A 25,123-nucleotide genomic window follows, 5' to 3' on the forward strand; every position below is an offset into this window, starting at 1 on the left:
AATGAATAATAAGCTAGTTATACTTTCCATTGCAGCGTTTTCACTGACGGCCTGCAAAAAAGAAGCCCCGAAACAGGATGGTGCCAAACCCTATCCGGTAGTTTCTGTGGAGTCAAAAAATATAGTGGGTTATCAGACGTTTCCGGCTACCATCCAGGGTAGGGTAAACAATGATGTACGTGCAAAAATACAAGGGTATATTACCCAGGTATTGGTAGATGAAGGACAATACGTTACCAAAGGACAGCCTTTGTTCCGTCTGGAAACCAATATTCTGAACGAAAATGCGGCCGCTTCCAAGGCAGGAATCGGGGCTGCGGAATCCAGTATTGCAGCGGCTCAGGCTTCTGTAAATGCAGCACAGGTTGAAGTAAACAAATTAAAACCACTGGTTCAGAAAAACATCATCAGCAATGTACAGCTGCAGACCGCTCAGGCTCAGCTGGCACAGGCACAGGCACAGTTACAGCAGGCCAATGCTGCCAAAAGACAGGCAGAAGCCAATTACAAAGGAGTAGAGGCCAACATTGAATATTCCATCATTCGTGCGCCTATTTCAGGGGTAATAGGAAGACTTCCGCTAAAAGTAGGAAGTTTGGTAGGACCGTCTGACCAGACCCCTCTTACCACAATTTCTGATACTTCAGAGATCTATGCGTACTTTGCCATGAATGAAAAGGAATACTTCAATTTCCTTGAAAAAGCACCAGGAGCTTCTATGCCTGAGAAAATCAAAAACTTACCTATGGTAGAGCTTCAGCTGGCCAATGGAAGTCTTTATCCTGAAAAAGGAAAAATTGAAGCCATCACAGGTCAGATTGATCCTACAACGGGAACCATTCAGTTCAGAGTAGCGTTCTCCAATGCTCAAAAATTATTAAGCAATGGTAACAGCGGAACCATCAGATTCCCTCAAAACTATGACAATGTATTGGTAGTTCCTGAAAGTGCCACTTACGAACAGCAGGGAATTGTTTACGTATACAAAATAGAAAAAGGAGATACTGCAAGAAACGTTGTGGTAAACGTTATTGACAGAATCGACAATTTAGCTCTTATCAAATCAGGAGTTAATAAAGGGGAAAGAGTTATTGCTGCCGGTATCGGAGGTCTGAAACCGGGAACAGCAGTGAAGCCTAAACCTATTAAAATGGATAGCCTTGTTCAATCAATAAAACCGAAATTCTAATGATAAAAAACTTTATTAACAGACCGGTTTTATCTACCGTAATCTCAATCCTGATTGTGATTCTCGGTGTGCTAGGGCTGATCTCGTTACCGGTTACACAGTATCCGGATATTGCACCGCCTACAGTGAGTGTTTCCGCCAACTATACGGGAGCCAATGCTGAGACGGTAATGAAGAGTGTAGTAGTACCTTTGGAAGAACAGATCAACGGGGTGGAAGGAATGGATTATATTACTTCTTCTGCAGGTAATGACGGTTCTGCGCAAATTCAGGTATTCTTTAAACAAGGAATAGACCCGGACATTGCTGCGGTAAACGTACAGAACCGTGTGGCCAGAGCGACACCGCTTTTGCCGTCTGAAGTAACCCGTTCAGGGGTTGTAACCCAGAAACAGCAGACCAGTGCCCTGATGTATATGTCTTTCTATTCTGAAAATAAAGATTTGGATGACGTATACCTTCAGAACTTTTTGAACATCAACATTATTCCAAACCTTAAAAGGGTAAATGGTGTAGGGGATGCCAACGTTTTCGGGGGTAAAAATTACTCCATGAGAATCTGGCTGGATCCTGCAAAAATGGCTGCCTATAGTGTAACTCCTACAGATGTTACCAATGCGATTAACGAGCAAAGTAGGGAAGCTGCTGCAGGTTCTATAGGACAAAACAGCGGAAGCTCTTTTGAATATATCATTAAATATGTTGGTAAATTCAACGATAAAGAGCAGTACGATAATATCATTATTAAATCTCTTGCAAACGGGCAAAACCTGATGCTGAAGGATGTTGCCAAAGTAGAACTTGCAGGCCAGTCTTACACAGGAATCGGGGAGAACGGGAATAGTCCTTCCATCAGTATGGGGATCTTCCAGACACCGGGTTCCAATGCACAGGAGATTATTAAAAATATCAAAACTTACCTGAAATCGGCAGAAAGTACTTTCCCTAAAGGAATTAAATATACTTTTAACTTCGATACGAACGAGTTCCTTGATGCTTCTATTGAAAAGGTGGTTCACACCCTTATTGAAGCCTTCATTCTTGTATTTATCGTAGTATATATTTTCCTTCAGGATTTCAGATCTACGTTAATTCCGGCTATTGCGGTTCCGGTATCTATTGTGGGAGCGTTCTTCTTCCTGAATCTGTTCGGGTATTCACTGAACCTCTTGACATTATTTGCATTGGTACTTGCAATCGGTATTGTGGTGGATGACGCCATTGTGGTCGTGGAAGCCGTCCATGCGAAGATGGAACACGGTATTTCTGATGCTAAAAAAGCTACGGTAGAAGCGATGGATGAGATTACAGGGGCTATTATTTCTATTACGTTGGTAATGGCGGCAGTATTCATCCCGGTAACTTTCATTACAGGACCTACAGGAGTATTCTACCAGCAGTTTGGTATTACGCTGATTATTGCCATCATCATTTCAGCTATTAATGCATTAACGCTGAGCCCGGTTTTATGTTCATTATTCTTAAAACCTCACGAGGCGCATCATGCAGAGTACAAGAACTTAAACATTCTGCAGAAGTTTTTCTATAAGTTTAATATTGCTTTTAAAACAACTACTGAACGTTACGGAAGAGGATTTGTATTTCTTTTAAGACATAAATGGGTAACCCTTGTTATTTTCGCTGTTACCGGAGGTATCTTATTCTGGGCAAGCAGCAGTATGAAGAAAGGATTTGTACCTACAGAAGACCGAGGGATTATCTTTACAGATGTTCAGCTTCCTCCGGGAGCTTCTATGGAAAGAACATATAATGCTCTGAAAACCCTTCAGGCTAAAGCATTGAAAGTTCCGGGAGTACAGAACGTAACCATCTCTACAGGTAGAGGATTCTTATCAGGAAACGGTAGTAATAACGGTCTTGCATTTATAAAGCTGAAACCGTTTGACGAAAGAAAAAAAGACGGACAGACTTCTGAAGATATCACCAAACAATTATTTGGAATTGTAGGAGCTGTTCCTGATGCCAAAGTAGTATTCTTCCAACCGCCAAGTGTGCCGGGATTTGGTAACAGTGCCGGTTTTGAGATGGTACTGCTGGATAAGGCAGGAGGTGAATATGCTGATCTGGATGCTAAAACCAATGAATTCATTGGTAAACTAATGGAGAGACCGGAAATTCAGTTTGCTCAAACATCATTCAATACGAAATATCCTCAGTATCAGATGGAAATTAATGTTCCGCTGAGCAAACAGCTTGGAGTTTCTGTAAATGACATCCTGGCTACCATGCAGGGGTATATCGGAGGTATCTATACTGCCGACTTTACCAAGTACGGAAAACAGTTTAGAGTAATGGTTCAGGCACTTCCTGAAAACAGAAAAAGTATTGAAAATCTGAATGAACTTTATATCAAAACAGGTTCAGGGGCAATGTCTCCTATTTCACAGTTTGTAACGTTAACAAAAGCATACGGACCACAATCTGTAAGCCGTTATAACTTATTTACCTCTGTGAAGGTGACAGGAGCGAACTCAGAAGGATACAGTTCCGGGGATGCTATTACCGCTGTTCAGCAGGTGGCCAGTGAAACCCTGAATCAAAACTACGCAGTAGAATTTACAGGATTAACAAGAGAAGAATTGAATTCAGGATCTCAGACGCTTCTGATCTTTGCATTGAGTTTAATCTTTGTATACTTTATTCTTTCCGCACAGTATGAAAGTTATATTCTTCCGCTGGTGGTGGTAATTTCTCTTCCTTTAGGGGTAATGGGAGCTTATTTCGGACAGAAGGTTATGGGCTTGGAAAACAATATTTATTTCCAGATCGCCCTGATCATGCTTGTGGGGCTATTGGCAAAAAATGCGATCCTTATTGTGGAATTTGCTGTTCAGAGAAGGCATCACGGTGAAACCATTGTCATGTCTGCCATCAATGCAGCTAAGGCCAGAGTAAGACCTATCCTAATGACATCATTCGCCTTTATCTTCGGTTTATTACCGCTGGTACTGGCAAGTGGAATTGGGGCAGTAGGTAACAGGTCTATTGCTACGGGTGCTGCCATCGGACTATTGATAGGAACTATTCTAGGATTATTTGTAATTCCTGTACTGTATGTGATCTTCGAGACACTTCAGGAAAAAATTAAGCCTATCAAAAAAGAAGAAATCAATTTAGCAGAATAAAATTAATTAGAGAAGTTAGAAGTTAGATATTTAGAAATCAGTCTGAATCCTATCTAACTTCTAGCCTCTAACATCTAATTTCTAATTTTAAATAATGAAGAGTTTATTAAACATCATAAAAGGAATTACTTTTTCAGTTTTCATACTCGGAGCCATTTCATCCTGTATGGCAAGAAAAGAATATGAAAGACCGAAGAACGTTGTAGATGAAAAGCTGTTCCGTACAGATATGCTTCCTTCAGACAGTGCCAGCATCGCGAATGTTTCATGGAAAGAAATATTTACCGATCCGATACTGCAGGGGCATATTTCTAAAGCGCTGGAGAACAATCTTGATATCAGAATTGCTTTGGAAAGTATCAATTCTGCGGAAGCTTATCTGAAACAAAGTAAAGCAGCTTACCAGCCAACCCTTTCTATCGGGCCCAACTATACGTTCCAGACACAGTCTATCAACACTCAGTTTGGGCAGATCATTGGATCAAGACGTTATGTGAACCAGTTTGACATTACGGCAAGTATCGGATGGGAAGCAGATATCTGGGGAAAATTAAAGGCACAGGAGAAAGCACAGTTAGCCACATATTTAGGGACTGTTGCTGCTCATAAAGCCGTAAAAAGCAGTTTGGTGTCTTCCATTGCTTCTGCATATTATCAATTGTTGACTTTTGATGCACAGAAGAGAATTATTACAGAAACCATTGCGGTAAGGGAGAAAAACTTAGAAGCTACAAAAGCTTTGAAAACTTCCGGAACCGTTACTGAAGTTGCAGTACAGCAAAGTGAAGCACTTGTTTTCAATGCCAAATCATTACTGATTGATATTGATACCCAGATTCAATTGCTTGAAAATACCATGAGTCTTCTGATGGGTGAGCCTTCTCATTCTATCGAAAGATCTACACTGGAAGGGCAGAATCTTCCAATTGATTTAAAATTAGGCTATCCTACTCAGCTTTTGGCCAACCGCCCGGATGTTATGAGAGCAGAATATAACTTAATGAATGCTTTTGAGTTGACCAATGCTGCCAAAGCTCAGTTTTATCCAACTTTGAAACTGACAGGAAGCGGAGGAGTACAGTCGGTAGATATTGACCATTTATTCAGTGTAAATTCATTGTTTGCAAACGTAGTGGCAGGACTGGCTCAGCCGATTTTAAATAAGAGACAGATTCAGACCAACTATGACGTGAGTCTTGCCAATAAAGAAACAGCTTATTTAAATTTCAGAAAAACAGTTCTGACTGCAGGGAAAGAAGTTTCGGATGCCATCAGAGTTTTCTCCGTTCAGGATTCATTTATTGAATTAAAACAAAAAGAGCTGGATGCCTATAAAAAATCAGTTGACTATTCCCAGGAATTGGTGAACTATGGTATGGCGAACTACCTAGAAGTATTGAATGCCAGTGTGAATTCACTGAATGCAGAGCTTAACATTTCTAATGCACGATACAGTAAAATGAAAGCAGCCGTAGAGCTTTATCAGGCTTTAGGCGGAGGCTGGAAATAACCGTATTTTACAATTTAAATAGAATAAAAACGTATGTCAGTAATGGCATACGTTTTTTTATTATTGATCACGCTAAAATAATGTAATAGGTAAAATCAATTTGCATTTATGTATTTAACTACGTAGTTTTATACTTTGAAATTCAGACACAATGAAATTACAGATTCAAACCATAGGAAATTCTTATTCCGAACAGGCCATTGACTTGATTTTGACGATCCAGCAGCAGGAGTTTAATATTCCGATTACCATACAAGACCAGCCCGATCTTTTGCAGATTGAAAGTTTTTACAGAGAAGCCGGTGGTAACTTTTGGGGAGCTTTTGTGAACGGAGAATTGGTAGGTTCTATTGCTCTAATTAAATTTGATGAAAGGGCAGGAGCCATCAGGAAAATGTTTGTGAAAAAAGAATTCAGAGGAAAAGAACTGAATATTGCCCAGGAATTACTGGAAGTTTTACTTTCTTTCTGCCGGGAAAACGGAATTGATGATCTTTATCTCGGAACAGTAAACGTATTGAAAGCTGCCCAGCGTTTCTATGAAAGAAATCATTTTGTAAAGATTGAAAAAGAGAATCTTCCTGTGAAGTTTCCATTAATGAGTGCTGATGATGTTTTTTATCATTTAAATCTTGACTGAATATGAATGTAATCAACGAAGCAGGAATTCTTGCCATATCCACCAGACTGCACCGTCTCAGTGAACAATTGAGGAAAGACGGAGCACTGATCTATAAAGCTTTCGGAATTGATTTTGAACTGAAATGGTTTCCGGTGATCTTCACCATTTATAAAAAAGAAATTGCCAGTGTAGTAGAGATAGCCAACGAAATAGGATATACCCATCCCTCAACCATAACACTCCTGAAAGAACTTGAAAAGCTGGAATTGATACAATGGGAAAAAGACAAGCAGGATGAAAGGAAAAGACTTTTTAAGCTGACTTCCAAAGGTAATGAGCTTATTGAGAAAATGAAACCTGTCTGGGAGCTGATGTCACAGATTCTGGGAGATATTTCCGATAACAAAAATAATCTGCTTACGGCCATTAATGAAGCGGAAGAAAAAATTGCAAGCCAGTCTTTTTATCAACGAGCATTGCAAGTGAAGAACAGGAAATAATAAACCGGCTAATAAAATCGGCCGGTTCATTTACACACTTAGATGACTTGGAAAGTAATAAAATACTATTTTTATCAAAAGTAAATACATTTCCCTATGATTACTGAGATATTGTACAATATTAATTGATAAATAGTTAATATCATTACGGGTTCCAGTAAGGTAATTAAATAAATTATTTTATATAAAGTTTAAAAATGAGAAACCCCACCAGAACATGGTGGGGTTTCTCAGTCATTATTAAAATGAAATTTTGTTAGAATCTTAAAGTAGCCGCAACAGACCAGGTTCTTCCAAAACCAAGGAATCCTGTATTACCATCTGCTACACCCTGATAAACTCTACCGGCATCCTGATACGTTTTTCCAGCATCCGGACCGTTAGCAATTTTATCACCTGCGAAAATATTGGAACTTAATTCAGAAATATAATATTTGTTGAATAAGTTGTAGACGTTCGCTCTTAAGGTTAAAGATTTTTTGGCATCAAGGGTGAATTTGTAAGAAGCCCCCACATCAAATAAATGATAGCTTGGCAATTTTACAATTCCTTTTTCTCTTGCTGCCTCCGTAAGAAAGTTGATCGGGTTGAACTGAGCATACAGTTTGTCATAATATTCCCAGTTAGCATCGATACTGAATGCTTTTGTGATGTTATAATCAGCCCCTATGCTTGCTGTGGTTTGTGCAGCATCTCCAACTTTTAAGTCTTTGATATTGATCACTCCTGTAGCTCCGGAAATTTCCTGGTTGGTCTGAACATCAAGGATATTGAAGTTGGCGTTTCCTTTGTACTTCCAGTTACCTAATGATAGCATCCCTCTAAGTTTAAGGTTGGCAAAAGGTCTCGCTTTAGCTTCCAATTCAATTCCCTGGTGTACCTGTCCTACGTTCAGTGCATTATAGAAATAAGCATTTCCAAGACTTAGCTGAGAGAATTTTGCAACATCTGCCGCAGTTGCATTGAATGTTCTTGAAATAAATCTGTCATCCCACTGCGTTCTGTAAGCATTAATGTTCACATCTACATAACGGGATTTGAAACCATATCCTAATTCTACAGAGAAAATTCTTTCATTCTTTGCATCGTTATAAATATTCTGGTTGGAAGGGAATAAAGCGTTAAATAAAGGCTGTCTTGAAATAACTCCTGTATTGAAAAATACATTATGATGGTCATCTATATTATAGTTGGCACCACCTTTTACGATATACCCCGTTTTGTGATACCATTTTGTCTCCTGGTTTCCTGGTGTATACAGCATATAATCTACTCTCTTGTAGTATTGCTCGGAAACGGATCCCTGAACGGATGCACTTAGTTTGTCTGAACTGTATTCAACCATTCCGTATACGCCTGCCCATTTTACCAGTCCTTCATTATAAATAGATACTTTCTGAGCATCTTTAAGCTTAGTAAGTGGCTCTGGTTTTACAGTTTGATTAATATAATATCCTTTTGGAGCGTTGGCCGTATTGGGAACATATAAAGCATCAGATCCTAACATATCCGTAACAATATCATACAACGCACCTTTGTACGTTTTAAGATCAATCCCTCCGTTAAAAGTCCAGTTATTTTTTTTATAATTAAGGTCTGCAATTACTCCATACCAGTCATGAGCATTGATGCTCTGTTTTCTCACAATACCATTGGTACCGTTAAGAGTTGCTACATATTGTCCGTTATAATCAGTGGGAGAGCCTGCAGGAGCAGTAAAAGTTGATTTCTGGAAAGTATTTCCATTATAATCCGTTACCATGCCGCCTCGGTTATAGCGATAAATCATATCCCAGTTGATGGTACCGTCTCCGCCAGCACCATAATTCATAAAGTTCATGGTCTGCCCGGCTGCATTTTTGATAGAGCCATTAAGCCCGGTGCCACCGCCGCCACGTCCCCAGGAACCGTAAAGAACAGTAGATAATTTCAGATTATCATTCATATTCCAGTCCCAGTTTAAGGAAGCGATAGGTTTGTGGTAAAAGTTGGGAGCTAAATTGAATTGAGAACCATTCAGCATTCCTGTTTGAGGATTATATCTTCTTCCATAAGTTTCAAACTGCTGTAATGTGGCTACATTCGCTCCGGTAGCAGAAGATCTTCTTGTATCGTGTACCTGTGGTGCTCCGGTTGCAATAAAATTGAACGCATGTTTTTCATTAGGCTTAAATCCTGTAGAGAAAAACCAGGAATAACCTTCTCCCTGGGTTCCGTTGATGTATCCGTCACCTTGCCAGCGGGAAAGTAATACCGTAGTTCCCCATTTGTTTTTTAATCCTGAGGAATACATCGCAGATATTCTGGAATAGTTGTCATTACCAACCTCTCCTTTGATCATTGCTTTCTGCTCAGAATCAGTGGCTTTGGTTACAATGTTTATGGTACCTCCTACAGACGGAACCACAAATTTAGAAGCTCCCAATCCTCTCTGGATTTGAATGTTGCTCGCAATATCAGCCAATCCCGTCCAGTTAGACCAGTACACCGTACCTCCCTGCATGTCATTTACAGGCTGTCCGTTGATGATCACTGCAATGTTGGCTCCGTCAAAACCTCTCATGTTGATTCTGCTGTCTCCGAATCCTCCACCTACTTTAGTCACGTAAACGGATGGGGTAGACTTCATAATTTCAGGGAATTCTCTGTTTCCCAGTTTCTCCTGAATTTCTGCTGCTTTAATGTTGGAAACAGCAACAGGTGTTTTTCTCTCTTTGGCTGTTTGGGAAAGGTTTCTACCTACCAACATAACCTCATCAATAGATTTTGATTTGTCTAAAGAATCCTTCGTACTCTGCCCATAATATATGGCGGCCGTAGGTAATACAAGCGCTATAATAAGTCGCTTTTTAAAAGTAATGCTCATGAAATAAACTAGCGTGTTTGATTTTAAGGCTGCAAAGATGAATATTTATTTTTGAATTAAGTATTAAATCTTCAATGAGTGATTTCATATAGGGTGTAAATCATGCGCTGGTACTCATTTCTTTGACTGTATTAAATTACTTCATACCTTTAATTTACAATTTGTTAAAGATAAAATATGAAGTAAAAAGAGATCTTTTTAACCATAAAAATAATTATGCTGTTCTTATGAAAAATAGAACTGAAATCCTTTAACAAAAGGCTTTGCTGAATGATTTTCATTTGTTTGATTGTTTTTGTATCATTTTTAGTAATTTTGTGGATATTATTTGTATCAAATCTGTTTCTTTAAATAATACTTTCTGTTACCCAAAAAATTAAAAATATGACCCAGCTCAGTTTGTTCGATTCAGAAGAATTATATGAATTTCCAAAAGACCTTCTGGAATACAAAGAACATTTCCTGAGCCTGGAAGAAGCAGATCATCTTAAGAGCCGTTTGCTTGAAACTGCTCCCTGGAAACAGCGTACCCAAAAAATGTATGATAAAATGGTGTTGACGCCGCGTTTAACGGCTTGGTATGGAGATCCGAAAACGGATTATCCGTTGGGAAATGGTGAGGTGGAGAATAATCTATGGACTCCTGAGCTGTTTTCTTTAAAACAGAAAATAGAAGAAACATTCGGGTATCGTTTCAATTCCGTATTGCTTAATCTTTACAGGGATCATAATGATTCTGTTGCCTGGCACCGGGATAAAGAAAGCAGATATGGAAACCGTCCGGTAATTGCATCCATCAGTTTAGGACAGACCAGAAGTTTTGATTTCCGCAAAAAAGATCATCACCAGAGCAAATACAGCCTGCCTCTTCCTCATGGTTCATTATTGATTATGAAAGGAGATCTGCAGGAAAACTGGGAACACCGGATTGCTAAATCTGTAACGTCTATGAAGGAACGTATTAATCTTACATTCCGGTTGGTTCAGGGAGGGTAAATATGCATTCTTAGCAGATAGGTTTTGAGACGTTCTATTTCAAAATAAAAAGCCGATGTATTTTCTTTTTCCATAAAAAAGCTGCACCTTTGCCCCAACAATGGGGTGCTACAGATAACAGTGGCTGAGATGATACCCAGGAATGTACTTCCACACCTGATCCGGATAATGCCGGCGTAGGGATTGCTTACTGATCATCTCATCATTTGATTTCTAATAATTAATATGATGCAGGACATTTTAAAACAAATTACCTTACCGGAATGGTTCGGAGTCTTATTTTCAGTCATTCAGGTTTTGCTGGCTCGTAAAAACAATGTCAACAATTATCTTTTCGGAATTGCAGGGATTCTGCTAACGTTGTACGTGATGCTTACCTCAAAGCTTTACGCTGAGTTTACCTTAAATCTTTATTATCTGATCATGAGTATCTATGGATGGATGTATTGGAAATTCGGGAAGCAAAAATCCGAAATGGAAATTTCTTTTACTACCACCACAGAAAAATGGATTTCCGGAGGAATTGTTCTGGGAACTTTTATCTTATTCTGGTCATTTCTTACACATTTTACAGATTCGGATGTTCCGGTCTGGGATTCTCTGGTAAGTGCTTTTGCATGGGCAGGAATGTGGCTGATGGCGAGAAGGAAAATTGAAAACTGGGTGATACTGAATGTCAGTAATATTATTTCTATTCCTTTAATGATTCATAAAGAATTATATCTCTATGCTGTTTTAACGTCATTTTTATTTTTAGTGGCTATTTCCGGATATATAGAATGGCAGAAAATTATTAAATCCAAAGCCAATGCTCAGTACTAAAGACATCAGACAACAACTTCACGGAACTGCTGTCATTTCTGATGAGGTAATACAACATATTCATGAAGAAAGATTGCTTACAATTTGGGTTCCCAAAAAATACGGAGGATTAGGCTATCGTTTTGAAGACGGATTGAAAGCATTATTTGGCTGGGCTGAAACCGATGGCAGTTTTGGCTGGATGCTGACGCTTTGCGCCGGAGCCAATTATTTTTCCAGAAACATCAAGCCGGAGATTGCTCAATCACTCTTCTCCCAGTCTAAAACCTGTTTTGGAGGAAGCGGAATGATTGGCGGAACGGCAGAAAAGCAAGATAATAATACCTATCTGATTAATGGTTCATGGAATTTTGCAACAGGAGCGCCACATTTGACGCATTTTACACTGAATGCCGGAATTACAGAAAACGGACAACCGATAATTGATCACAACGGGAATGAAATTATTCACTCATTCATCGTTCCGAAAGAGCATGCTGAAATTATCCCCAATTGGAAATCTATGGGAATGAAAGCCAGCGGCACCTATTCATTTACGATTAAAGATGTTATTGTAAATGAAGATTACAGCTTTGTTTACGATACGTTTTACACGAATGATATTCTGGACAGTATTCCGTTCCGGGTTTTTGCGGATCTGACGCTTTTGGTCAATTACCTTGGAATGGCTTCTCATTTTATTGAAGAAGCGGAAATTATTCGTCCCGAGATCAACTTCAAAAATTTTGCGGCGTCTGTTGAAAAACATTTGGAAAAGGTTTTAATTATTGCCAGGGAAGTGGAAAATATCTTGAGTGAAAATAAAGAGATTTCGGAGGATCAGCAGAATGAAATTCACCAATATGGAGTAGGGCTGGTGGAAAAATTATCCCATCAAATCTTAACGGTCTATACACACCTTGGAATACGGGCAACGGATAAAAATTCTGCTGTATATCAGGTTTTCTGTGACTATTTTACAGCAGCTATGCATTCCAATTTCAGACCTTCTGCTGATGATTTGAACTTTTCTTTCTGAATGAAATATGACTATATAAAAATTAGAAATACCAATTTGAATAGGTAAAAGCTTTATAATTAAATAAAACTACCACGAAGCAATTCATTGTATTATTGTTTAATTTCACATTTTGGAAGTTTTTTTTTCAACTTTTCTAAATATATTGTATCAATATAATTTCCTCTCAGATCTAATTGTTTTAGAGAAGTCAGATTAGAAAAGCTGTCGGGAAGATATTTCAATTTATTGTTTTTTAATTCGAGTCTGTATAATTGGTTTAATTTGCCAATCGTTTCAGGCAGCGAGCTGAGGTGATTATCATTCAGGAGGAGTACTTCAAGGCTTTTTAAATTTCCCAGTTCTTTCGGAAGTGATTCCAATTCACAATGATTGGCCGCAAAACTTTCTAAGCTGATACATTCAGTAAGTTCGTGAGGAATATGTTTTATAGGATTGTTATTAATGGTAAGTATTTCAAGCTTCTTTAAAAGGCCTATGGATGTTGGTATTTCGGAGATCCTATTGTGATTAAAATAAACCTCTAATAATTTTCCAAAATTTCTGAAAATATCCGCAGACAGATGCTCAATCTTGTTATAACCAATTTCCAGGCAGGTAATGTTGGTATACTCAATAATATCTTCAGGCAGGCTAACTGCATTGCCACGCCAGTTTTCATCATTGCCTAATTCAAACGAAAGTATTTTTTTATAATCTGTACTCATGGCTGTCTGATCAAATTTATTAACCCCGTTATCTATCTTTTTAGCCATTCTTCACGGAGAACAGCGTAGATAACATCATCTACCCAGTTGTTTTTCCAGAACAGACTTTTTACGAAATGTCCTTCTTTACGTAGACCAATTCTTTCCATAAGCTGAATGGAAGCTGTGTTATCAGGATCTACGGAAGCTGTAATTCTGTGTTTGTGTAAATCATTAAAAAGGTAATCAATAATCCTTTTTATAGCCTCAGAAGCATAACCTTTTCCCTGAAAAGAGGTATTTAATGTAATTCCGAACTCTGCCTGTACGTTTTCGTCTCCAATAAAATGAACTCCAATATCTCCAATGACTTCTTTTGATTCTTTATCAGTAATTAACAGCTGATACCAGCTTTCAGGTTGATTGAACTCTTTATTGTTTCTTTGAATAAAACTTTCTACATCTTCCAGTGTTTCAGGAATCCAGCCTTGAAATTTATTGGCTTCTGCATCTGAACGGTAATTGAAAATATCCTGTTTGTCATCAAGAGTAATATCCCGAAGAAGAAGTCTTTCTGTATAGAGTTGCATGATTGTCTTATTATTTCACGCAAAAATAAGATTAATTGGGAAGTTTTTCAATGAGGAATGGGGGCTTTTATTAATTTCAAGAAATAAAAAACTCCTATAATCATCAAGAATTATAGGAGTTATAATGTTTTAATGTATTTTGAATATATTTTCAGCTACATCTGTGGAGAATACGGGATTCGAACCCGTGACCTTTTGACTGCCAGTCAAACGCGCTAGCCAACTGCGCCAATCCCCCGTCTTTATTCTAAAAGCGCTACAAAAGTAAGTATTTAAATGGTATTTGCAAATGTTTTGTAGATTATTTCTCAAAATTGACTGTCATTTTTTTCAACCTTGGTTTCTAATTCAATCTTTTGGAGATAAATTGATAAGCTAACCTAGATTCTCTGGAGTATTATATATTGAATTATTCCCATTTATATAAAAAGATTTTAATTGTGCAATAATTATAGTTACGGATTTCCGTAAAGTATCGTATTAAGAATATTTCATTTTTGTAAAAAAGAATGAAAAAAATCTTATACCTAGTATTACTAATGTCATGTTCGAATAAAGACAATCATGAATAATATAGGTAAGTAAAGCATTTAGTAGACTTATATTAAACATAAGAATCTTTCTATAAGTTTTAATTTTTTTCTCAAAATAAAACCAGATAATCATTTAACTCGTATATACTGTTAAAGACCTTTTATCATAAAAACTAATGCAACTATACAGAATGAAAACAGTGAATTTTATGGTTCCTTTTCTACTGGCCGGCTTTTCAATGATTAAAGCCCAAATCGGAATCGGAACTTCTTCTCCTAATGCCAATGCCATGCTGGATGTAATCAGTACAAATAAAGGTGTTTTATTTCCAAGAGTTGCTCTTATTTCTACCAACAGCGCATCTCCACTTTCTGCCCATGTTGCCGGAATGACGGTTTACAATACAGCGACTAATACTTCTGTGGCTTCTAATCCTGTATATCCGGGTCCTTATTATAATGACGGCACTCAGTGGTTAAGAAAATCTACATGGAATGACGTCAGAACAATTACGGGGGGAAGTATCAATGACCCTATTTCGCTCATCACTGCAGATGCTGTAGCAGAAACGGCATTGAGTACAGTTTTGAGTACTATTTCTTTTACTTTAGACAGACCTTCAACGGTAGAATTCAGTGCGAATGTCTCTACCCGATATACTGCTTCCGGAAGCAATACGACTCCATTATCAGATGGATCCGTAAAATTATGTACGATTAATTTTCAGTTTACCACAGCTCCGGCAGGAGTATCTACAACAGCTTTTTTTGGGGATCATTCAACCTCTTATACCAATTTACTTTCGAATGCGGGAACAACAATTGGAGATGTTTATCTGAATCCATATGCAGTAGTTACCTTACCTGTAGGCAGCTATGTTTTAAATTTACGAGGCTCTGTTTTAAGCGGGACAGCTTTCAGAATAGGATATGGGGGTGGTACCCGTGATTTGATTATGATCAAAGCAACTCCATTACAGTAATCAGAATACCTTTATATTTTAAGCACCTCTAAAAATCAAAATATGAAAAAAAACAAATATATTACTCTGATATTCATGGGTTTTTATTTAGTTACAAATGCACAGGTTGGGCTAGGAATTTCAAATCCAAATACCAATGCACAATTGGATATTACAAGTACTAATAAAGGTTTTTTACTACCCAGAGTTGCATTGATAGCCACTAATAACCCGGCACCGCTTACCAGCCATGTAGCTGGAATGACGGTGTACAATACAGCAACTAATACTTCTGTTGCAGCCAACCCGGTATATCCTGGTGAATATTATAATGATGGAACACAATGGCAGAGAAACTCAGCTTTAAATGATGTAAGAATGATAGCAGGAGGCACTATTGCTGATTTACTTTCACCTATTCCTGTCGATGTTTCGGCTGGGAGTACTGTCACTACAACTTTAACATCTTTTTCTTTTACTCTGGACAGACCTTCCAGTGTAGAGTTTGGAGGAAATATTTCGATGTCTTTTACAGCAAACGGAGATAGCAATACTCCGGTAGGTGATTCGTCTGTAAAATTAGTTACTGTAAATTTCCTGTTTACTTCTGCACCCAGCGGAATAGCTGTCAATACACCATTTGGAGACAGTACAATGAATTATATGAATACCACAACGGCTAATATAACCACCATTACAGGTAATCTTTATACAGCGCCTCATGCAGTACTCCAATTGCCGGCGGGAAATTATGTTGTCAATTTAAATGGATCAGCATCTGGAGCAGCAGCTTTTAGGGTTAATTATGGATCGGGTATTCGTGATCTTGCCCAGATTAAAGCCACACCAACAAGATAAAGAGTATACATTGATTAAAACAGGACTAATGAAAAATTTATTATATACATTAATTATTTTTTTAGGGGTTTCATCCCCGGTAGTGGCACAGGTGGGAATAGGTCTAGCTTCACCCAACAGTAATGCAATGCTGGATATAAGCAGTACCAATAAAGGCTTGTTACTTCCCAGAGTAGCTCTTACCGCAACCAATAATCCTTCACCCCTTTCAGCCCATGTTGCCGGAATGACGGTATACAACACAGCAACAAATAATTCTGTAGCAGCAAATCCCGTTTATCCGGGAGAATACTATAATGACGGAAGCCAGTGGCAGAGAAAAACACCCTGGTCTGAAAAAACAATGACTTCAGGGGTACCATAGGCGGAGATGCACTTTCTGCTACAGTTTTAGATGTTCCGGCAGCTACCACCAGCGGATCGATATCCACTATTACTTTATCTACCATATCATTTACGCTCAATAAGACCTCTTTAGTAGAGTTTAATTCTAATATTTCTGCAGTTTTTACCAATTCAGGTATTTCCCAGGGATCTCCAGGAGCTGGAATAACGGATAATGTGGTAAAATTATGCACTCTATATTATTCATTTACTACTGCACCTACGGGTATTCCTACTAATACTGTGTTTGGATTATCCTCACTTACTTATATTAATAGCTTCGCAACTTTTGCTGCAACAGGTAATTTTTATCTTGTTCCCCGTTCTACTTTAACTTTACCTGCGGGAAACTATACCCTTACAGTAAACGGTGCCGGAGGAAGCGGAACAGCTTTTAGGCTAACGTTTGGCTCGGGTAACCGTGATGCTGTTAATATTAGGATAACACCAATCAAATAGATGGTTGTAAACTCTACAAATCTAAATTTTGTAGAATTTTTTATTGTCATTATTGTTTTTTTAAATCTTGGAATCCCATCAGAATAAGTTAGCTTTGAGAAAAAATAAAACATGGAATTTTCCCCTTTTAATCCTGTGGTCAAGCTTTGCCTTCAAGGGATGAGTTTTGAAGATAAAGGAATACCTGAAGATGCGGTTCAATTATTTTTACAAGCATGGGAAGAAGCTTCGGATGATCATGAAAAGTTTCTGGCATCATATTATATAGCACGTCATCAGAAATTGGCAGTTGACCGTTTAAAATGGCTTGAAACTTCTTTAGAATTTGCCTTAAAAATAAATAATGACACGGTTAAAAGTGCGCTGCCTTCTCTTTACCTGAATATCTCTAAATGTTACGAAGAGTTAGGAGATACGGAAAAATCAAAAGAGAATGCCGAATTATCGGTGTTACTTAAAAATCAGCCGTCTGATAAAGGCCCTTTTTATCATGGAACAAAAGCAGATTTACAAATTGGAGATCTGCTGACAGCAGGCGGAAATTCTAATTATCAATCAGAATTAAAAATGAATCACATTTATTTCACAGCTTTGACCAATGGAGCAGGACTTGCTGCTGCACTGGCAAAAGGAAATGGAGTAGAGCGTGTATATGTTGTGGAGCCAACAGGAAATTTTGAAAATGATCCCAATGTAACCGATAAGAAATTCCCGGGAAATCCTACCCGTTCTTACCGCTCCGAAATGCCTTTGAAAATCATCGGCGAAATTACAGAATGGACCAGGCCAAGTGCTGAAGACCTTCAAAGATTCCGCGAAAAATTAGAGAATAGTAAAGGAGAAATCATTAATTAGTTTTAAAATGATAATGAAAATATCTGTTTATGACTATACTCATAAAGTGCCGGATAAATGTTTTCATAGATTTGAAACAAGTTTTTCATTTATCCAATAGTCTTGGTCTCTCGGTTGGACACTTTCTATTGGATATTTTTTTATTTCTCTATTTAAGTAATATTGCTATATTTGGAGCGAACTAAAAATTTTTAACCATGAAAAATTTAAAGAAAATCTCAGACAGCAATTAAAATCAGTAAAAGGTGGAGCGACTCCGGTTGTTCAGTGTAAAATCGGATTTCATTATGAGTGCAGATCAGTAGGAGTTTGCGATGATATGCAAGATCTTCATGACTGTTCATGCGAATGTGTTCCCAATAAAAAATAAATTATTTACCCTCTGAAAAAGAAGGTTTTATTGAGTAAAAAACAAAAAACAGCCACAATTCATATTGTGGCTGTCTTTTTTGAAATTAAATATCAACTCTTATAAAGATCTGGAGCGGGCTATATTAATAAGGTACACAAGGTGTGCGTACATGTTTCGTTTTACAGATTCCACTTTTATATCTCCAGTGGTTTGGTTAATGGTGGTAACAATATCCGTATTACATTGTCCCCCAAAAGTACCACTGCCCAGATAATTTACTGTATTGGCTGTTGGATAAGAAATTCTGGGATAATCAGGTGCTGTTTGGTTAGCAACAGGAGCGGTACCGGCAAAACCTTTATTATCAACATATCTGGCTGTCCAGGTACCTAAAAACTGCCCATTTCCTGTATTGATTCCTTGTCCTACCACAACTTGAGTATCTACAGGATTAGTGAATCCGGTACAAGAGGTATAATGATTGATAGAAACGGTACAGGAAGAAGCATTATCAAGAGGCTGAAAGCATTTTCCTTCATAAATAGTCAGTCTTTGATCGGCAGAAGACATAGAGGTGTTTAATAATGCCTTGGGAGCAAAAATCTCTTCCGGTGAAATCAGGGTTAAAACGCCTTCTGCATCAGCTGCAACAATTTTTTTTTCGGCATTAGAAAGGGCTCTTACTCTTACCAAACCATTAACGTCTAACGTTTGAGTAGGAGAGGATGTATTAATCCCAACCTGTGCTGCTAAGCTTCCACTCATGGCAAGAACTGCCAAAAAGAATGTTTTTGTTTTCATGTTATTTTTGAAAAGGTTAAATTTTTCACTAAGGTAAGAAATATCCTCAAAACAGAAAGAAAAATAGCCTGAAATCTAATATAAAGTAATTGTAAACGAATATTGAATATAATACTATCCGTTTTTAAGTTTATTTTTAAAATAACTCAAAATTTAAACAGCTTGTAATTGTTTGAAAAATATTTGTATTTTAGCCGAAATATGTTGTTTTTTAATAAACATATTGGTCACTAATTAAAATTCAGATAATTTGAATAAAAAATTAGTAGATTTGCACGGAACAAAAAAATAATAAATATTAAACACTATTCTCTGTGAAGGAACTTTTAAGAAGAACATCATAGAGAATAACAGGATTTTAGGTTATAAAACTACTGAAACTATGAAGAAACTTTTTTTACTTTTATTTACGGCGTTTTTATTTATCGGTTGCAGCTCAGATGATGATACCATCTATGATTATGTAGGAACATGGTCTGGTTCTTATGAAGGAAGTGACAAAGGAGTTTGGAACTTTGTGATAGATGAAAATGGTAAAGTGGTAGGAACAATGCATTCCGATGTAAATGATGAAAACTATAATATTTCCGGAAATTTAAGTGAAACAGGAGATCTTACAGCAACATTGGGACTTCCTTCAAAAGGAGAATTCAAAGGAACATTATCTTTTAAAGATAAAAATGGAAACGGAACCTGGTCTAACTCACTTCCGACGCCTCCAAAATCAGGAAGCTGGAAAGGACAAAAGAAATAAAATAAAAAGTCTGCAGTAGATTCTGCAGACTTTTTTATTTAAACAAACCCCATATGGGTAATTTCATTCTTCTTATTCTTTAATACCATAAAGTGGAGTAGAAGGTCATCTTTAGAAAAATACTTTTTAAAAAGACTTTCCTGTTCTTTGTTCCAGGTAATTATTTCTTCAGCAGATTCTGTTATGTATTTTTCAGAATCTAATTTTATGATGATGAATAATGTCTGATCCGAGAAACATTTCTCATTCTTATAAAGCATTTGATCCTGAATTCTTACACAATCCGAAACATTTTGGATGGCACCCATCTGAAATTCTCTCAAAAGCTTTTTGCCTTCTTCTGTTTTTAACCCATTTCCAACCGTCCGTTTTCCTCTTTCGGAAATCTTGTCCAAATCCTTAATAGACGTCATCAATTTTGCAAACTTCTGATAGAGGAGTGGATCACCTGCTTCTTTGATGTAGCTTTCCAGACTCTTACGAATAATCTTTCCCATTTTTGAACAATGCCCAAATTCCGAACTGTTTTGGCGGACTTTCTCATATGATGGACTCTTTTTAAAAGCCGTTTTATTGAACCCGCTTTTCTTCCGAACCACATTTTTCCCGTTCAGATTATAAAACACCAGGTCGCCCACAGCTCCGGTGATCTTGATTACACTTTCATAGGTTGCCATATCTTTAAAATAGAAGTCAAATATACCAATAAATAATGAAAATCAAAATTTTAACATATATTTATAATATAGTTGTAGTATAGTTATACCGTAATTAAAATATAAAATGTATATTTGTGATGGGTTTTGTTAATTAATTATAAATCAGAAGAATATGGGAACGGAATTATTTCAACAAAAAATGAAAGTAAAGCACATGGCTGTTATACTGGCAGCATCTGTTTTTGTGGTTTCCTGCGGATCGTCTAAAAGAGTATCCGGTAACAAAAAATCAAATACGAAAACAATAGCAAAAGCTGAGAATCTCAGAAAGCTGGATTCAAAATTTAATGGTAATGTTTCCCGATCGATCAATGACATTCTGAAAGATGCTGAAAAATACATCGGAACTCCTTATAAATTTGGAGGAAATACATCATCAGGATTCGATTGTTCCGGATTTACCGTAAAAGTATTTGAAGAAAATGATTTTAGTCTTCCGAGAAGATCTTCTGATCAGGCCGAGGCCGGAAAAAACATTGATATCAAAGATGTAAAACCTGGTGATCTGTTATTCTTTGCAACAGCAGGAGGGAGCAGAGTATCTCACGTAGGAATTGTTCACGATATTGGTCCAGATGGAGAAGTGAAATTCATTCACGCTTCTACCTCAAAAGGAGTAATGATTTCTTCACTGAACGAAAAATACTGGAATAAGGCCTACCTTCATGCCCAAAGAGTTTTGTAAAATATATTCTTAAAATGATAGAGACCCGGACATTTGCTTTCATTAAGACAGAGAAAAAGCTGATCAAGCTTTTCTTTGACGATATCAGTGTCATCAAGGGACTTGGGAACTATGTAGAAGTTCTTACCATAAATAAGAATAAATATATTTACTATAAAACGCTTAAAGATCTTATTGAAAACCTTCCGGACGAATTTATGCGTGTCCACAATTCATACATTGTCAATCTGACGAATATCGAATCTTTCGAAGACAATCACCTGATCAGCGGTGATTTAAAAATTACAGTGGCTAAAAGCTACAAAGAATGTCTACAGACAGCTCTTGGTAAAATGATGCTTTAGAAAACACATCACATCAGAAAAATGTTCAGTTGCATCATATTTCTGACAGTATACATAAATAGTTTTTCATTCTTCTTTTTATGTTTTAGTTTCACAGAAAATTAAGACAATGAATAAAGATGCAGCATTAGATTACATTCAAAACAACACAATCATCGGAATAAAAGCAGGATATCAAAGACCAGAATTTCTGGAAATATGGATGGTTGTAGTCCAAAACCGGATTTTCGCAAGATCCTGGGGACTCGCTGAAAGAAGCTGGTACAATACTTTTTTGGAAGAGTCAGAAGGAGAAATTCAATGTGGTGAAACTATTTATTCTATAAAAGCAATCATTCCGGAAGATATCAGTAATCTTACCGAAGAAATTAATCAGGCGTATCCGGCAAAATATAATTCCGGACATAATATCCCATATTCACAAGGGATTATTCAGGAAAAGCATATTGCAAAAACGATGGAGTTTATTATTTTGGATTAAGGAGATTAAAAAATCTGCGGAATCTCTTAATCTGCGAGATTATAGTGTAAAAATATTAATAGGAAGGGGTTTTAGTCTGTTTAATTGAAAACAAAATTTAATTGGCTTTAGCGAAAACTTATACAATTATACTCTTTAACCACCCCGTCAAAAATTCTTTGAATTTTCGCCACCCCTCCGGAGGAGGGGAATCCTTACGTTTCCAATAATAATCTTTCTGTAATCCATCATTGCAATAGCATTGCATCACAAAACCTGGCAAATTTGCTAAAACTATTATCCTATGGCAGATTTCATCAGATTTTTTATCCCTTTATATTTCATAATTTTCTTTAACGTTTCCTTTGTTGGCATTAGCTATAAAGTTGCCAGGCAAATTGGTAAAAGCCCTAATGTTCTTCCTAGAGACGACTCAGCATATGCGCTTGTAGGAAAGTATTTCAAACTGATTTTACTGGCATTATTTGTATATACAATACTTTTGTTGTTTTTTCCTGAAGATATTTTTCCCGCTTTTAAAATCGATTTTCTGGAAATTAATTTCCTTCAATATATAGGAATGACTTTAATGATCTTTGCATTGATTTGGGTGCTTATAGCACAGCTGCAAATGAAAAATTCATGGCGGATTGGAATTGACAATGCAGCTAAAACAGAATTGGTAACTCATGGATTATTCAGATTTTCAAGAAATCCCATATTTTTGGGGATGACCATCAGTCTTGTCGGATTTTTCATTGTTTTCCCGACTGTAATTGCTTTTTCTTTTCTCCTGATTGGATCTGTTTTGATGCAGATTCAGATAAGGCTTGAGGAAGAGTATCTGTTAAAAGAACACGGAGAAATCTATCTGAGCTACAAAAAGAGGGTGAAGCGCATGCTGAGACTTTATTAAAAGCGTTATGTTAAAACCGTTTTGCTGAACTTTTTTGTATCTTTGGCTGGTATAATTTTTCAAACTAATTTAAATAAGAAACATGTCATTACAACAAACTATTGAAAATATCTGGGATAATAGAGATTTATTACAAAATGAAGACAGCCAAAAGGCGATAAGAGAGGTTATTTCTTTAGTTGATAAAGGTGAACTTCGTACTGCAGAACCTACAGAAAACGGATGGCAGGTAAATGAATGGGTAAAAAAAGCAGTAGTAATGTATTTCCCGATTCAGAAAATGGAAACTATTGAAGTAGGTCCGTTTGAATTTCATGATAAAATGCCTTTGAAGAGAGGGTATGCTGAAAAAGGAGTGAGAGTTGTACCACATGCAGTGGCAAGAGAAGGAGCTTACATTGCTCCGGGAGTAATTATGATGCCATCTTATGTAAACATTGGTGCTTATGTAGATTCCGGAACTATGGTTGATACCTGGGCTACAGTAGGAAGCTGTGCACAGATCGGTAAAAATGTTCACCTGAGTGGTGGTGTAGGGATCGGTGGTGTATTAGAACCATTACAGGCTGCTCCGGTAATTATTGAAGATGATTGCTTTATCGGTTCAAGATGTATCGTTGTAGAAGGTGTTCATGTAGAAAAAGAAGCAGTATTGGGTGCCAACGTAGTATTGACCGCTTCTACAAAAATTATCGACGTTACAGGAGATGCTCCAATTGAAATCAAAGGAAGAGTTCCTGCTCGTTCAGTAGTAATCCCTGGAAGCTATACAAAACAATATCCGGCTGGAGAATATCAGGTTCCATGTGCACTGATCATTGGTCAGAGAAAAGAATCTACAGATAAGAAAACATCTCTGAATGATGCATTGAGAGATAATAATGTAGCTGTTTAAGATTAATATTTTAAACTAATACTGAAATCTTGAAAGAAAAATTTCTTAAAATACTTTTAAACCCTAAATATATATTTGGGGTTTATCTTATTATATCAGTCGTTACAGCCATTTCCAAATATCTGAGAGGAGATTATGCGATTAATAATTACCTGATTTTTAAAAACGTATTCTTTAATACCCTTCATCAGAAGAACTTATTTATCCATTATCCTGACCTTTATTTTGATCTTAACCATTACGGCGTATTTTTCAGTGCATTGATTGCCCCTTTCGCTATGATGCCGGATTGGCTTGGGATTTCATTATGGAATATTGCCAATACCTTCATCTTTATCTACGGAATTTATAAACTGCCGTTTTCAGACAGTAAAAAAGCAATTTTCGGACTGCTTTGTCTTCAGGAATACATTACCGCAGCTTTAAGTTTGCAGTTCAATGTAGCGCTTACAGGTCTCTTGCTGTTATCCGCAGTCTATATTTACGAAAGAAAAGAAGTAAAGTCTGTAACCGCCATTTTAATAGGAATCTTTGTGAAAATCTACGGAATTGTTGGATTAACACAGTTTTTCTTTATTAAAAACAAGACTAAATTTATTCTTTCAGGAGTTGCCATTGCCGTACTATTTTTTGTACTTCCTATGGCATATTCAAGTCCGCAGTTTGTAATTCAATGCTATACAGACTGGTTTCAGTCTATTGTAGAAAAGAATAATGAAAATCAGGTTTTAGGGAATATGCAGGATATCTCACTAATGGGCTTTGTAAGAAGAGTTTTAGGAGATGCGTCTATTTCTAATCTTGTATTTTTAGCAGGCGGATTGCCGCTTTTTGCTTTACCTTATATCAGAATTAAACAATACAAACATTATGCTTTCCAACTGATGATTTTGGCTTCAACATTGCTGTTTTTGGTATTGTTCAGCTCCAGTTCAGAATCTCCAACATACATTATTGCGGTGGTAGGAGTGCTGATCTGGTTTTTCCTTCAGAAAGAAAGAACACCGCTTATCATAGGATTGCTGGTTTTTGTCATTATTTTCACATGTTTCTCCACTTCGGATCTGTTTCCTAAATTTGTAAAAGAGAATTATATCATTAAATATTCATTAAAAGCCGTACCTTGTATTGTAATCTGGTTGAGAGTAACTTATGAGCTTCTGACTAAAGATTTTGAGAAAAATTATAGCCTGAATTAATA

The 25,123-nt window shown here is 37.0% G+C and carries 25 protein-coding genes, 1 tRNA gene and 1 riboswitch; of the genes, 20 read left to right on the forward strand and 6 right to left on the reverse strand.

Annotated elements, in window-relative coordinates; genetic code table 11:
- Position 1: 1 nt before the first annotated feature.
- From CLU97_RS09415 to CLU97_RS09435, 5 genes are all read left to right on the forward strand, one after another.
- On the forward strand, positions 2-1,189 hold the full coding sequence (locus tag CLU97_RS09415) for an efflux RND transporter periplasmic adaptor subunit (protein WP_121487694.1): 1,188 nt from the start codon (positions 2-4) through the stop codon (positions 1,187-1,189).
- Complete coding sequence (locus CLU97_RS09420; RefSeq protein ID WP_121487695.1) at positions 1,189-4,335, forward strand: efflux RND transporter permease subunit; 3,147 nt, start codon at positions 1,189-1,191, stop codon at positions 4,333-4,335. The genes CLU97_RS09415 and CLU97_RS09420 overlap by 1 nt, the downstream gene beginning before the upstream one ends.
- 94 nt (positions 4,336-4,429) lie before the next feature.
- Entirely contained in the window at positions 4,430-5,845 is a 1,416-nt protein-coding gene (locus CLU97_RS09425; protein ID WP_121487696.1) for an efflux transporter outer membrane subunit, read from the forward strand.
- A gap of 151 nt (positions 5,846-5,996) precedes the next feature.
- Positions 5,997-6,485 carry a GNAT family N-acetyltransferase gene (locus CLU97_RS09430; protein WP_121487697.1) on the forward strand — a complete coding sequence of 163 codons (489 nt, stop codon included), beginning with the start codon at positions 5,997-5,999 and terminating at the stop codon, positions 6,483-6,485.
- Between the two features lie 2 nt (positions 6,486-6,487).
- Positions 6,488-6,967 carry a MarR family winged helix-turn-helix transcriptional regulator gene (locus CLU97_RS09435; protein WP_121487698.1) on the forward strand — a complete coding sequence of 160 codons (480 nt, stop codon included), beginning with the start codon at positions 6,488-6,490 and terminating at the stop codon, positions 6,965-6,967.
- A 256-nt stretch (positions 6,968-7,223) separates the two neighbouring features.
- Here the strand turns inward: CLU97_RS09435 and CLU97_RS09440 are convergent, their stop codons facing one another.
- Positions 7,224-9,833 carry a TonB-dependent receptor gene (locus CLU97_RS09440; RefSeq protein ID WP_121487699.1) on the reverse strand — a complete coding sequence of 870 codons (2,610 nt, stop codon included), beginning with the start codon at positions 9,831-9,833 and terminating at the stop codon, positions 7,224-7,226.
- A gap of 384 nt (positions 9,834-10,217) precedes the next feature.
- Between CLU97_RS09440 and CLU97_RS09445 the strand changes: the two genes are divergently transcribed.
- The 3 genes from CLU97_RS09445 (at position 10,218) to CLU97_RS09455 (ending at position 12,669) form a co-directional block, all read left to right on the forward strand.
- Positions 10,218-10,829, forward strand: a complete 612-nt coding sequence (locus CLU97_RS09445; RefSeq protein WP_121487700.1) for an alpha-ketoglutarate-dependent dioxygenase AlkB family protein — start codon at positions 10,218-10,220, stop codon at positions 10,827-10,829.
- A 91-nt stretch (positions 10,830-10,920) separates the two neighbouring features.
- Positions 10,921-11,029, forward strand: a riboswitch (TPP riboswitch).
- A gap of 25 nt (positions 11,030-11,054) precedes the next feature.
- Positions 11,055-11,651, forward strand: a complete 597-nt coding sequence (gene pnuC, locus CLU97_RS09450) for a nicotinamide riboside transporter PnuC (RefSeq protein WP_121487701.1) — start codon at positions 11,055-11,057, stop codon at positions 11,649-11,651.
- Positions 11,638-12,669 (forward strand): hypothetical protein, encoded by a 1,032-nt coding sequence (locus tag CLU97_RS09455; protein ID WP_121487702.1) that lies wholly within the window; start codon positions 11,638-11,640, stop codon positions 12,667-12,669. Before pnuC ends, CLU97_RS09455 begins: the two co-directional genes overlap by 14 nt.
- Positions 12,670-12,761: 92 nt before the next feature.
- On the opposite strand, the gene CLU97_RS09460 is transcribed toward CLU97_RS09455, so the two are convergent.
- The 3 genes from CLU97_RS09460 to CLU97_RS09470 all read right to left on the reverse strand — a co-directional run bounded on the left by CLU97_RS09460 (position 12,762) and on the right by CLU97_RS09470 (position 14,183).
- Positions 12,762-13,424, reverse strand: a complete 663-nt coding sequence (locus CLU97_RS09460; protein ID WP_121487703.1) for a leucine-rich repeat domain-containing protein — start codon at positions 13,422-13,424, stop codon at positions 12,762-12,764.
- Positions 13,409-13,945 (reverse strand): GNAT family N-acetyltransferase, encoded by a 537-nt coding sequence (locus tag CLU97_RS09465; RefSeq protein ID WP_121487704.1) that lies wholly within the window; start codon positions 13,943-13,945, stop codon positions 13,409-13,411. The genes CLU97_RS09460 and CLU97_RS09465 overlap by 16 nt, the downstream gene beginning before the upstream one ends.
- A gap of 164 nt (positions 13,946-14,109) precedes the next feature.
- Positions 14,110-14,183, reverse strand: a tRNA-Ala gene (locus CLU97_RS09470).
- Positions 14,184-14,654: 471 nt separating this feature from the next.
- Here CLU97_RS09470 and CLU97_RS09475 point away from each other — a divergent pair.
- The 5 genes from CLU97_RS09475 to arr all read left to right on the forward strand — a co-directional run bounded on the left by CLU97_RS09475 (position 14,655) and on the right by arr (position 17,996).
- Positions 14,655-15,461 carry a hypothetical protein gene (locus CLU97_RS09475; protein ID WP_183084545.1) on the forward strand — a complete coding sequence of 269 codons (807 nt, stop codon included), beginning with the start codon at positions 14,655-14,657 and terminating at the stop codon, positions 15,459-15,461.
- 42 nt (positions 15,462-15,503) lie between these two features.
- Complete coding sequence (locus CLU97_RS09480; RefSeq protein ID WP_121487706.1) at positions 15,504-16,298, forward strand: hypothetical protein; 795 nt, start codon at positions 15,504-15,506, stop codon at positions 16,296-16,298.
- A gap of 28 nt (positions 16,299-16,326) precedes the next feature.
- Positions 16,327-16,662, forward strand: a complete 336-nt coding sequence (locus CLU97_RS09485; RefSeq protein WP_121487707.1) for a hypothetical protein — start codon at positions 16,327-16,329, stop codon at positions 16,660-16,662.
- Positions 16,663-16,859: 197 nt separating this feature from the next.
- A complete protein-coding gene (locus CLU97_RS09490; RefSeq protein ID WP_147436468.1) occupies positions 16,860-17,141 on the forward strand; it encodes a hypothetical protein in 282 nt (93 codons plus the stop codon).
- Between the two features lie 447 nt (positions 17,142-17,588).
- The gene (gene arr, locus CLU97_RS24355; protein ID WP_410493422.1) at positions 17,589-17,996 is read left to right on the forward strand and encodes an NAD(+)--rifampin ADP-ribosyltransferase; all 408 of its coding nucleotides are present in this window, start codon (positions 17,589-17,591) and stop codon (positions 17,994-17,996) included.
- A 469-nt stretch (positions 17,997-18,465) separates the two neighbouring features.
- Here the strand turns inward: arr and CLU97_RS09500 are convergent, their stop codons facing one another.
- Positions 18,466-19,149 (reverse strand): hypothetical protein, encoded by a 684-nt coding sequence (locus CLU97_RS09500; protein ID WP_121487710.1) that lies wholly within the window; start codon positions 19,147-19,149, stop codon positions 18,466-18,468.
- 382 nt (positions 19,150-19,531) lie between these two features.
- Between CLU97_RS09500 and CLU97_RS09505 the strand changes: the two genes are divergently transcribed.
- The gene (locus CLU97_RS09505; RefSeq protein ID WP_121487711.1) at positions 19,532-19,903 is read left to right on the forward strand and encodes a hypothetical protein; all 372 of its coding nucleotides are present in this window, start codon (positions 19,532-19,534) and stop codon (positions 19,901-19,903) included.
- Positions 19,904-19,941: 38 nt separating this feature from the next.
- Here CLU97_RS09505 and CLU97_RS09510 read toward each other — a convergent pair whose 3' ends face one another.
- Positions 19,942-20,580, reverse strand: a complete 639-nt coding sequence (locus CLU97_RS09510; RefSeq protein WP_121487712.1) for a hypothetical protein — start codon at positions 20,578-20,580, stop codon at positions 19,942-19,944.
- A 181-nt stretch (positions 20,581-20,761) separates the two neighbouring features.
- Between CLU97_RS09510 and CLU97_RS09515 the strand changes: the two genes are divergently transcribed.
- The 6 genes from CLU97_RS09515 (at position 20,762) to CLU97_RS09540 (ending at position 25,121) form a co-directional block, all read left to right on the forward strand.
- On the forward strand, positions 20,762-21,307 hold the full coding sequence (locus tag CLU97_RS09515) for a C40 family peptidase (RefSeq protein ID WP_228437613.1): 546 nt from the start codon (positions 20,762-20,764) through the stop codon (positions 21,305-21,307).
- Between the two features lie 14 nt (positions 21,308-21,321).
- A complete protein-coding gene (locus tag CLU97_RS09520) occupies positions 21,322-21,651 on the forward strand; it encodes a LytR/AlgR family response regulator transcription factor (RefSeq protein ID WP_183084546.1) in 330 nt (109 codons plus the stop codon).
- 109 nt (positions 21,652-21,760) lie between these two features.
- Entirely contained in the window at positions 21,761-22,132 is a 372-nt protein-coding gene (locus CLU97_RS09525; protein ID WP_121487714.1) for a DUF2255 family protein, read from the forward strand.
- Between the two features lie 283 nt (positions 22,133-22,415).
- Positions 22,416-23,027 carry a methyltransferase family protein gene (locus CLU97_RS09530; protein WP_121487715.1) on the forward strand — a complete coding sequence of 204 codons (612 nt, stop codon included), beginning with the start codon at positions 22,416-22,418 and terminating at the stop codon, positions 23,025-23,027.
- A gap of 82 nt (positions 23,028-23,109) precedes the next feature.
- Positions 23,110-23,922 (forward strand): 2,3,4,5-tetrahydropyridine-2,6-dicarboxylate N-succinyltransferase, encoded by an 813-nt coding sequence (locus CLU97_RS09535; RefSeq protein ID WP_121487716.1) that lies wholly within the window; start codon positions 23,110-23,112, stop codon positions 23,920-23,922.
- A gap of 29 nt (positions 23,923-23,951) precedes the next feature.
- On the forward strand, positions 23,952-25,121 hold the full coding sequence (locus CLU97_RS09540) for a glycosyltransferase family 87 protein (RefSeq protein ID WP_121487717.1): 1,170 nt from the start codon (positions 23,952-23,954) through the stop codon (positions 25,119-25,121).
- Positions 25,122-25,123 lie beyond the last annotated feature (2 nt).

The sequence above is a fragment of the Chryseobacterium sp. 7 genome (genome assembly GCF_003663845.1).
Lineage (GTDB): Bacteria > Bacteroidota > Bacteroidia > Flavobacteriales > Weeksellaceae > Chryseobacterium.

Coding starts and splice junctions, on each gene's coding strand:
- CLU97_RS09480 (WP_121487706.1), top strand. CDS start 15,504: ATGAAAAAAAACAAATATATTACTCTGATATTCATGGGTTTTTATTTA.
- CLU97_RS09420 (WP_121487695.1), top strand. CDS start 1,189: ATGATAAAAAACTTTATTAACAGACCGGTTTTATCTACCGTAATCTCA.
- CLU97_RS09515 (WP_228437613.1), top strand. CDS start 20,762: ATGAAAGTAAAGCACATGGCTGTTATACTGGCAGCATCTGTTTTTGTG.
- CLU97_RS09505 (WP_121487711.1), top strand. CDS start 19,532: ATGAAGAAACTTTTTTTACTTTTATTTACGGCGTTTTTATTTATCGGT.
- CLU97_RS09435 (WP_121487698.1), top strand. CDS start 6,488: ATGAATGTAATCAACGAAGCAGGAATTCTTGCCATATCCACCAGACTG.
- CLU97_RS09535 (WP_121487716.1), top strand. CDS start 23,110: ATGTCATTACAACAAACTATTGAAAATATCTGGGATAATAGAGATTTA.
- CLU97_RS09430 (WP_121487697.1), top strand. CDS start 5,997: ATGAAATTACAGATTCAAACCATAGGAAATTCTTATTCCGAACAGGCC.
- CLU97_RS09425 (WP_121487696.1), top strand. CDS start 4,430: ATGAAGAGTTTATTAAACATCATAAAAGGAATTACTTTTTCAGTTTTC.
- CLU97_RS09440 (WP_121487699.1), bottom strand. CDS start 9,833: ATGAGCATTACTTTTAAAAAGCGACTTATTATAGCGCTTGTATTACCT.
- CLU97_RS09485 (WP_121487707.1), top strand. CDS start 16,327: ATGAAAAATTTATTATATACATTAATTATTTTTTTAGGGGTTTCATCC.
- pnuC (WP_121487701.1), top strand. CDS start 11,055: ATGATGCAGGACATTTTAAAACAAATTACCTTACCGGAATGGTTCGGA.
- CLU97_RS09530 (WP_121487715.1), top strand. CDS start 22,416: ATGGCAGATTTCATCAGATTTTTTATCCCTTTATATTTCATAATTTTC.
- CLU97_RS09475 (WP_183084545.1), top strand. CDS start 14,655: ATGCAACTATACAGAATGAAAACAGTGAATTTTATGGTTCCTTTTCTA.
- CLU97_RS09510 (WP_121487712.1), bottom strand. CDS start 20,580: ATGGCAACCTATGAAAGTGTAATCAAGATCACCGGAGCTGTGGGCGAC.
- CLU97_RS09445 (WP_121487700.1), top strand. CDS start 10,218: ATGACCCAGCTCAGTTTGTTCGATTCAGAAGAATTATATGAATTTCCA.
- CLU97_RS09460 (WP_121487703.1), bottom strand. CDS start 13,424: ATGGCTAAAAAGATAGATAACGGGGTTAATAAATTTGATCAGACAGCC.
- CLU97_RS09525 (WP_121487714.1), top strand. CDS start 21,761: ATGAATAAAGATGCAGCATTAGATTACATTCAAAACAACACAATCATC.
- CLU97_RS09455 (WP_121487702.1), top strand. CDS start 11,638: ATGCTCAGTACTAAAGACATCAGACAACAACTTCACGGAACTGCTGTC.
- CLU97_RS09465 (WP_121487704.1), bottom strand. CDS start 13,945: ATGCAACTCTATACAGAAAGACTTCTTCTTCGGGATATTACTCTTGAT.
- CLU97_RS09415 (WP_121487694.1), top strand. CDS start 2: ATGAATAATAAGCTAGTTATACTTTCCATTGCAGCGTTTTCACTGACG.
- CLU97_RS09520 (WP_183084546.1), top strand. CDS start 21,322: ATGATAGAGACCCGGACATTTGCTTTCATTAAGACAGAGAAAAAGCTG.
- CLU97_RS09500 (WP_121487710.1), bottom strand. CDS start 19,149: ATGAAAACAAAAACATTCTTTTTGGCAGTTCTTGCCATGAGTGGAAGC.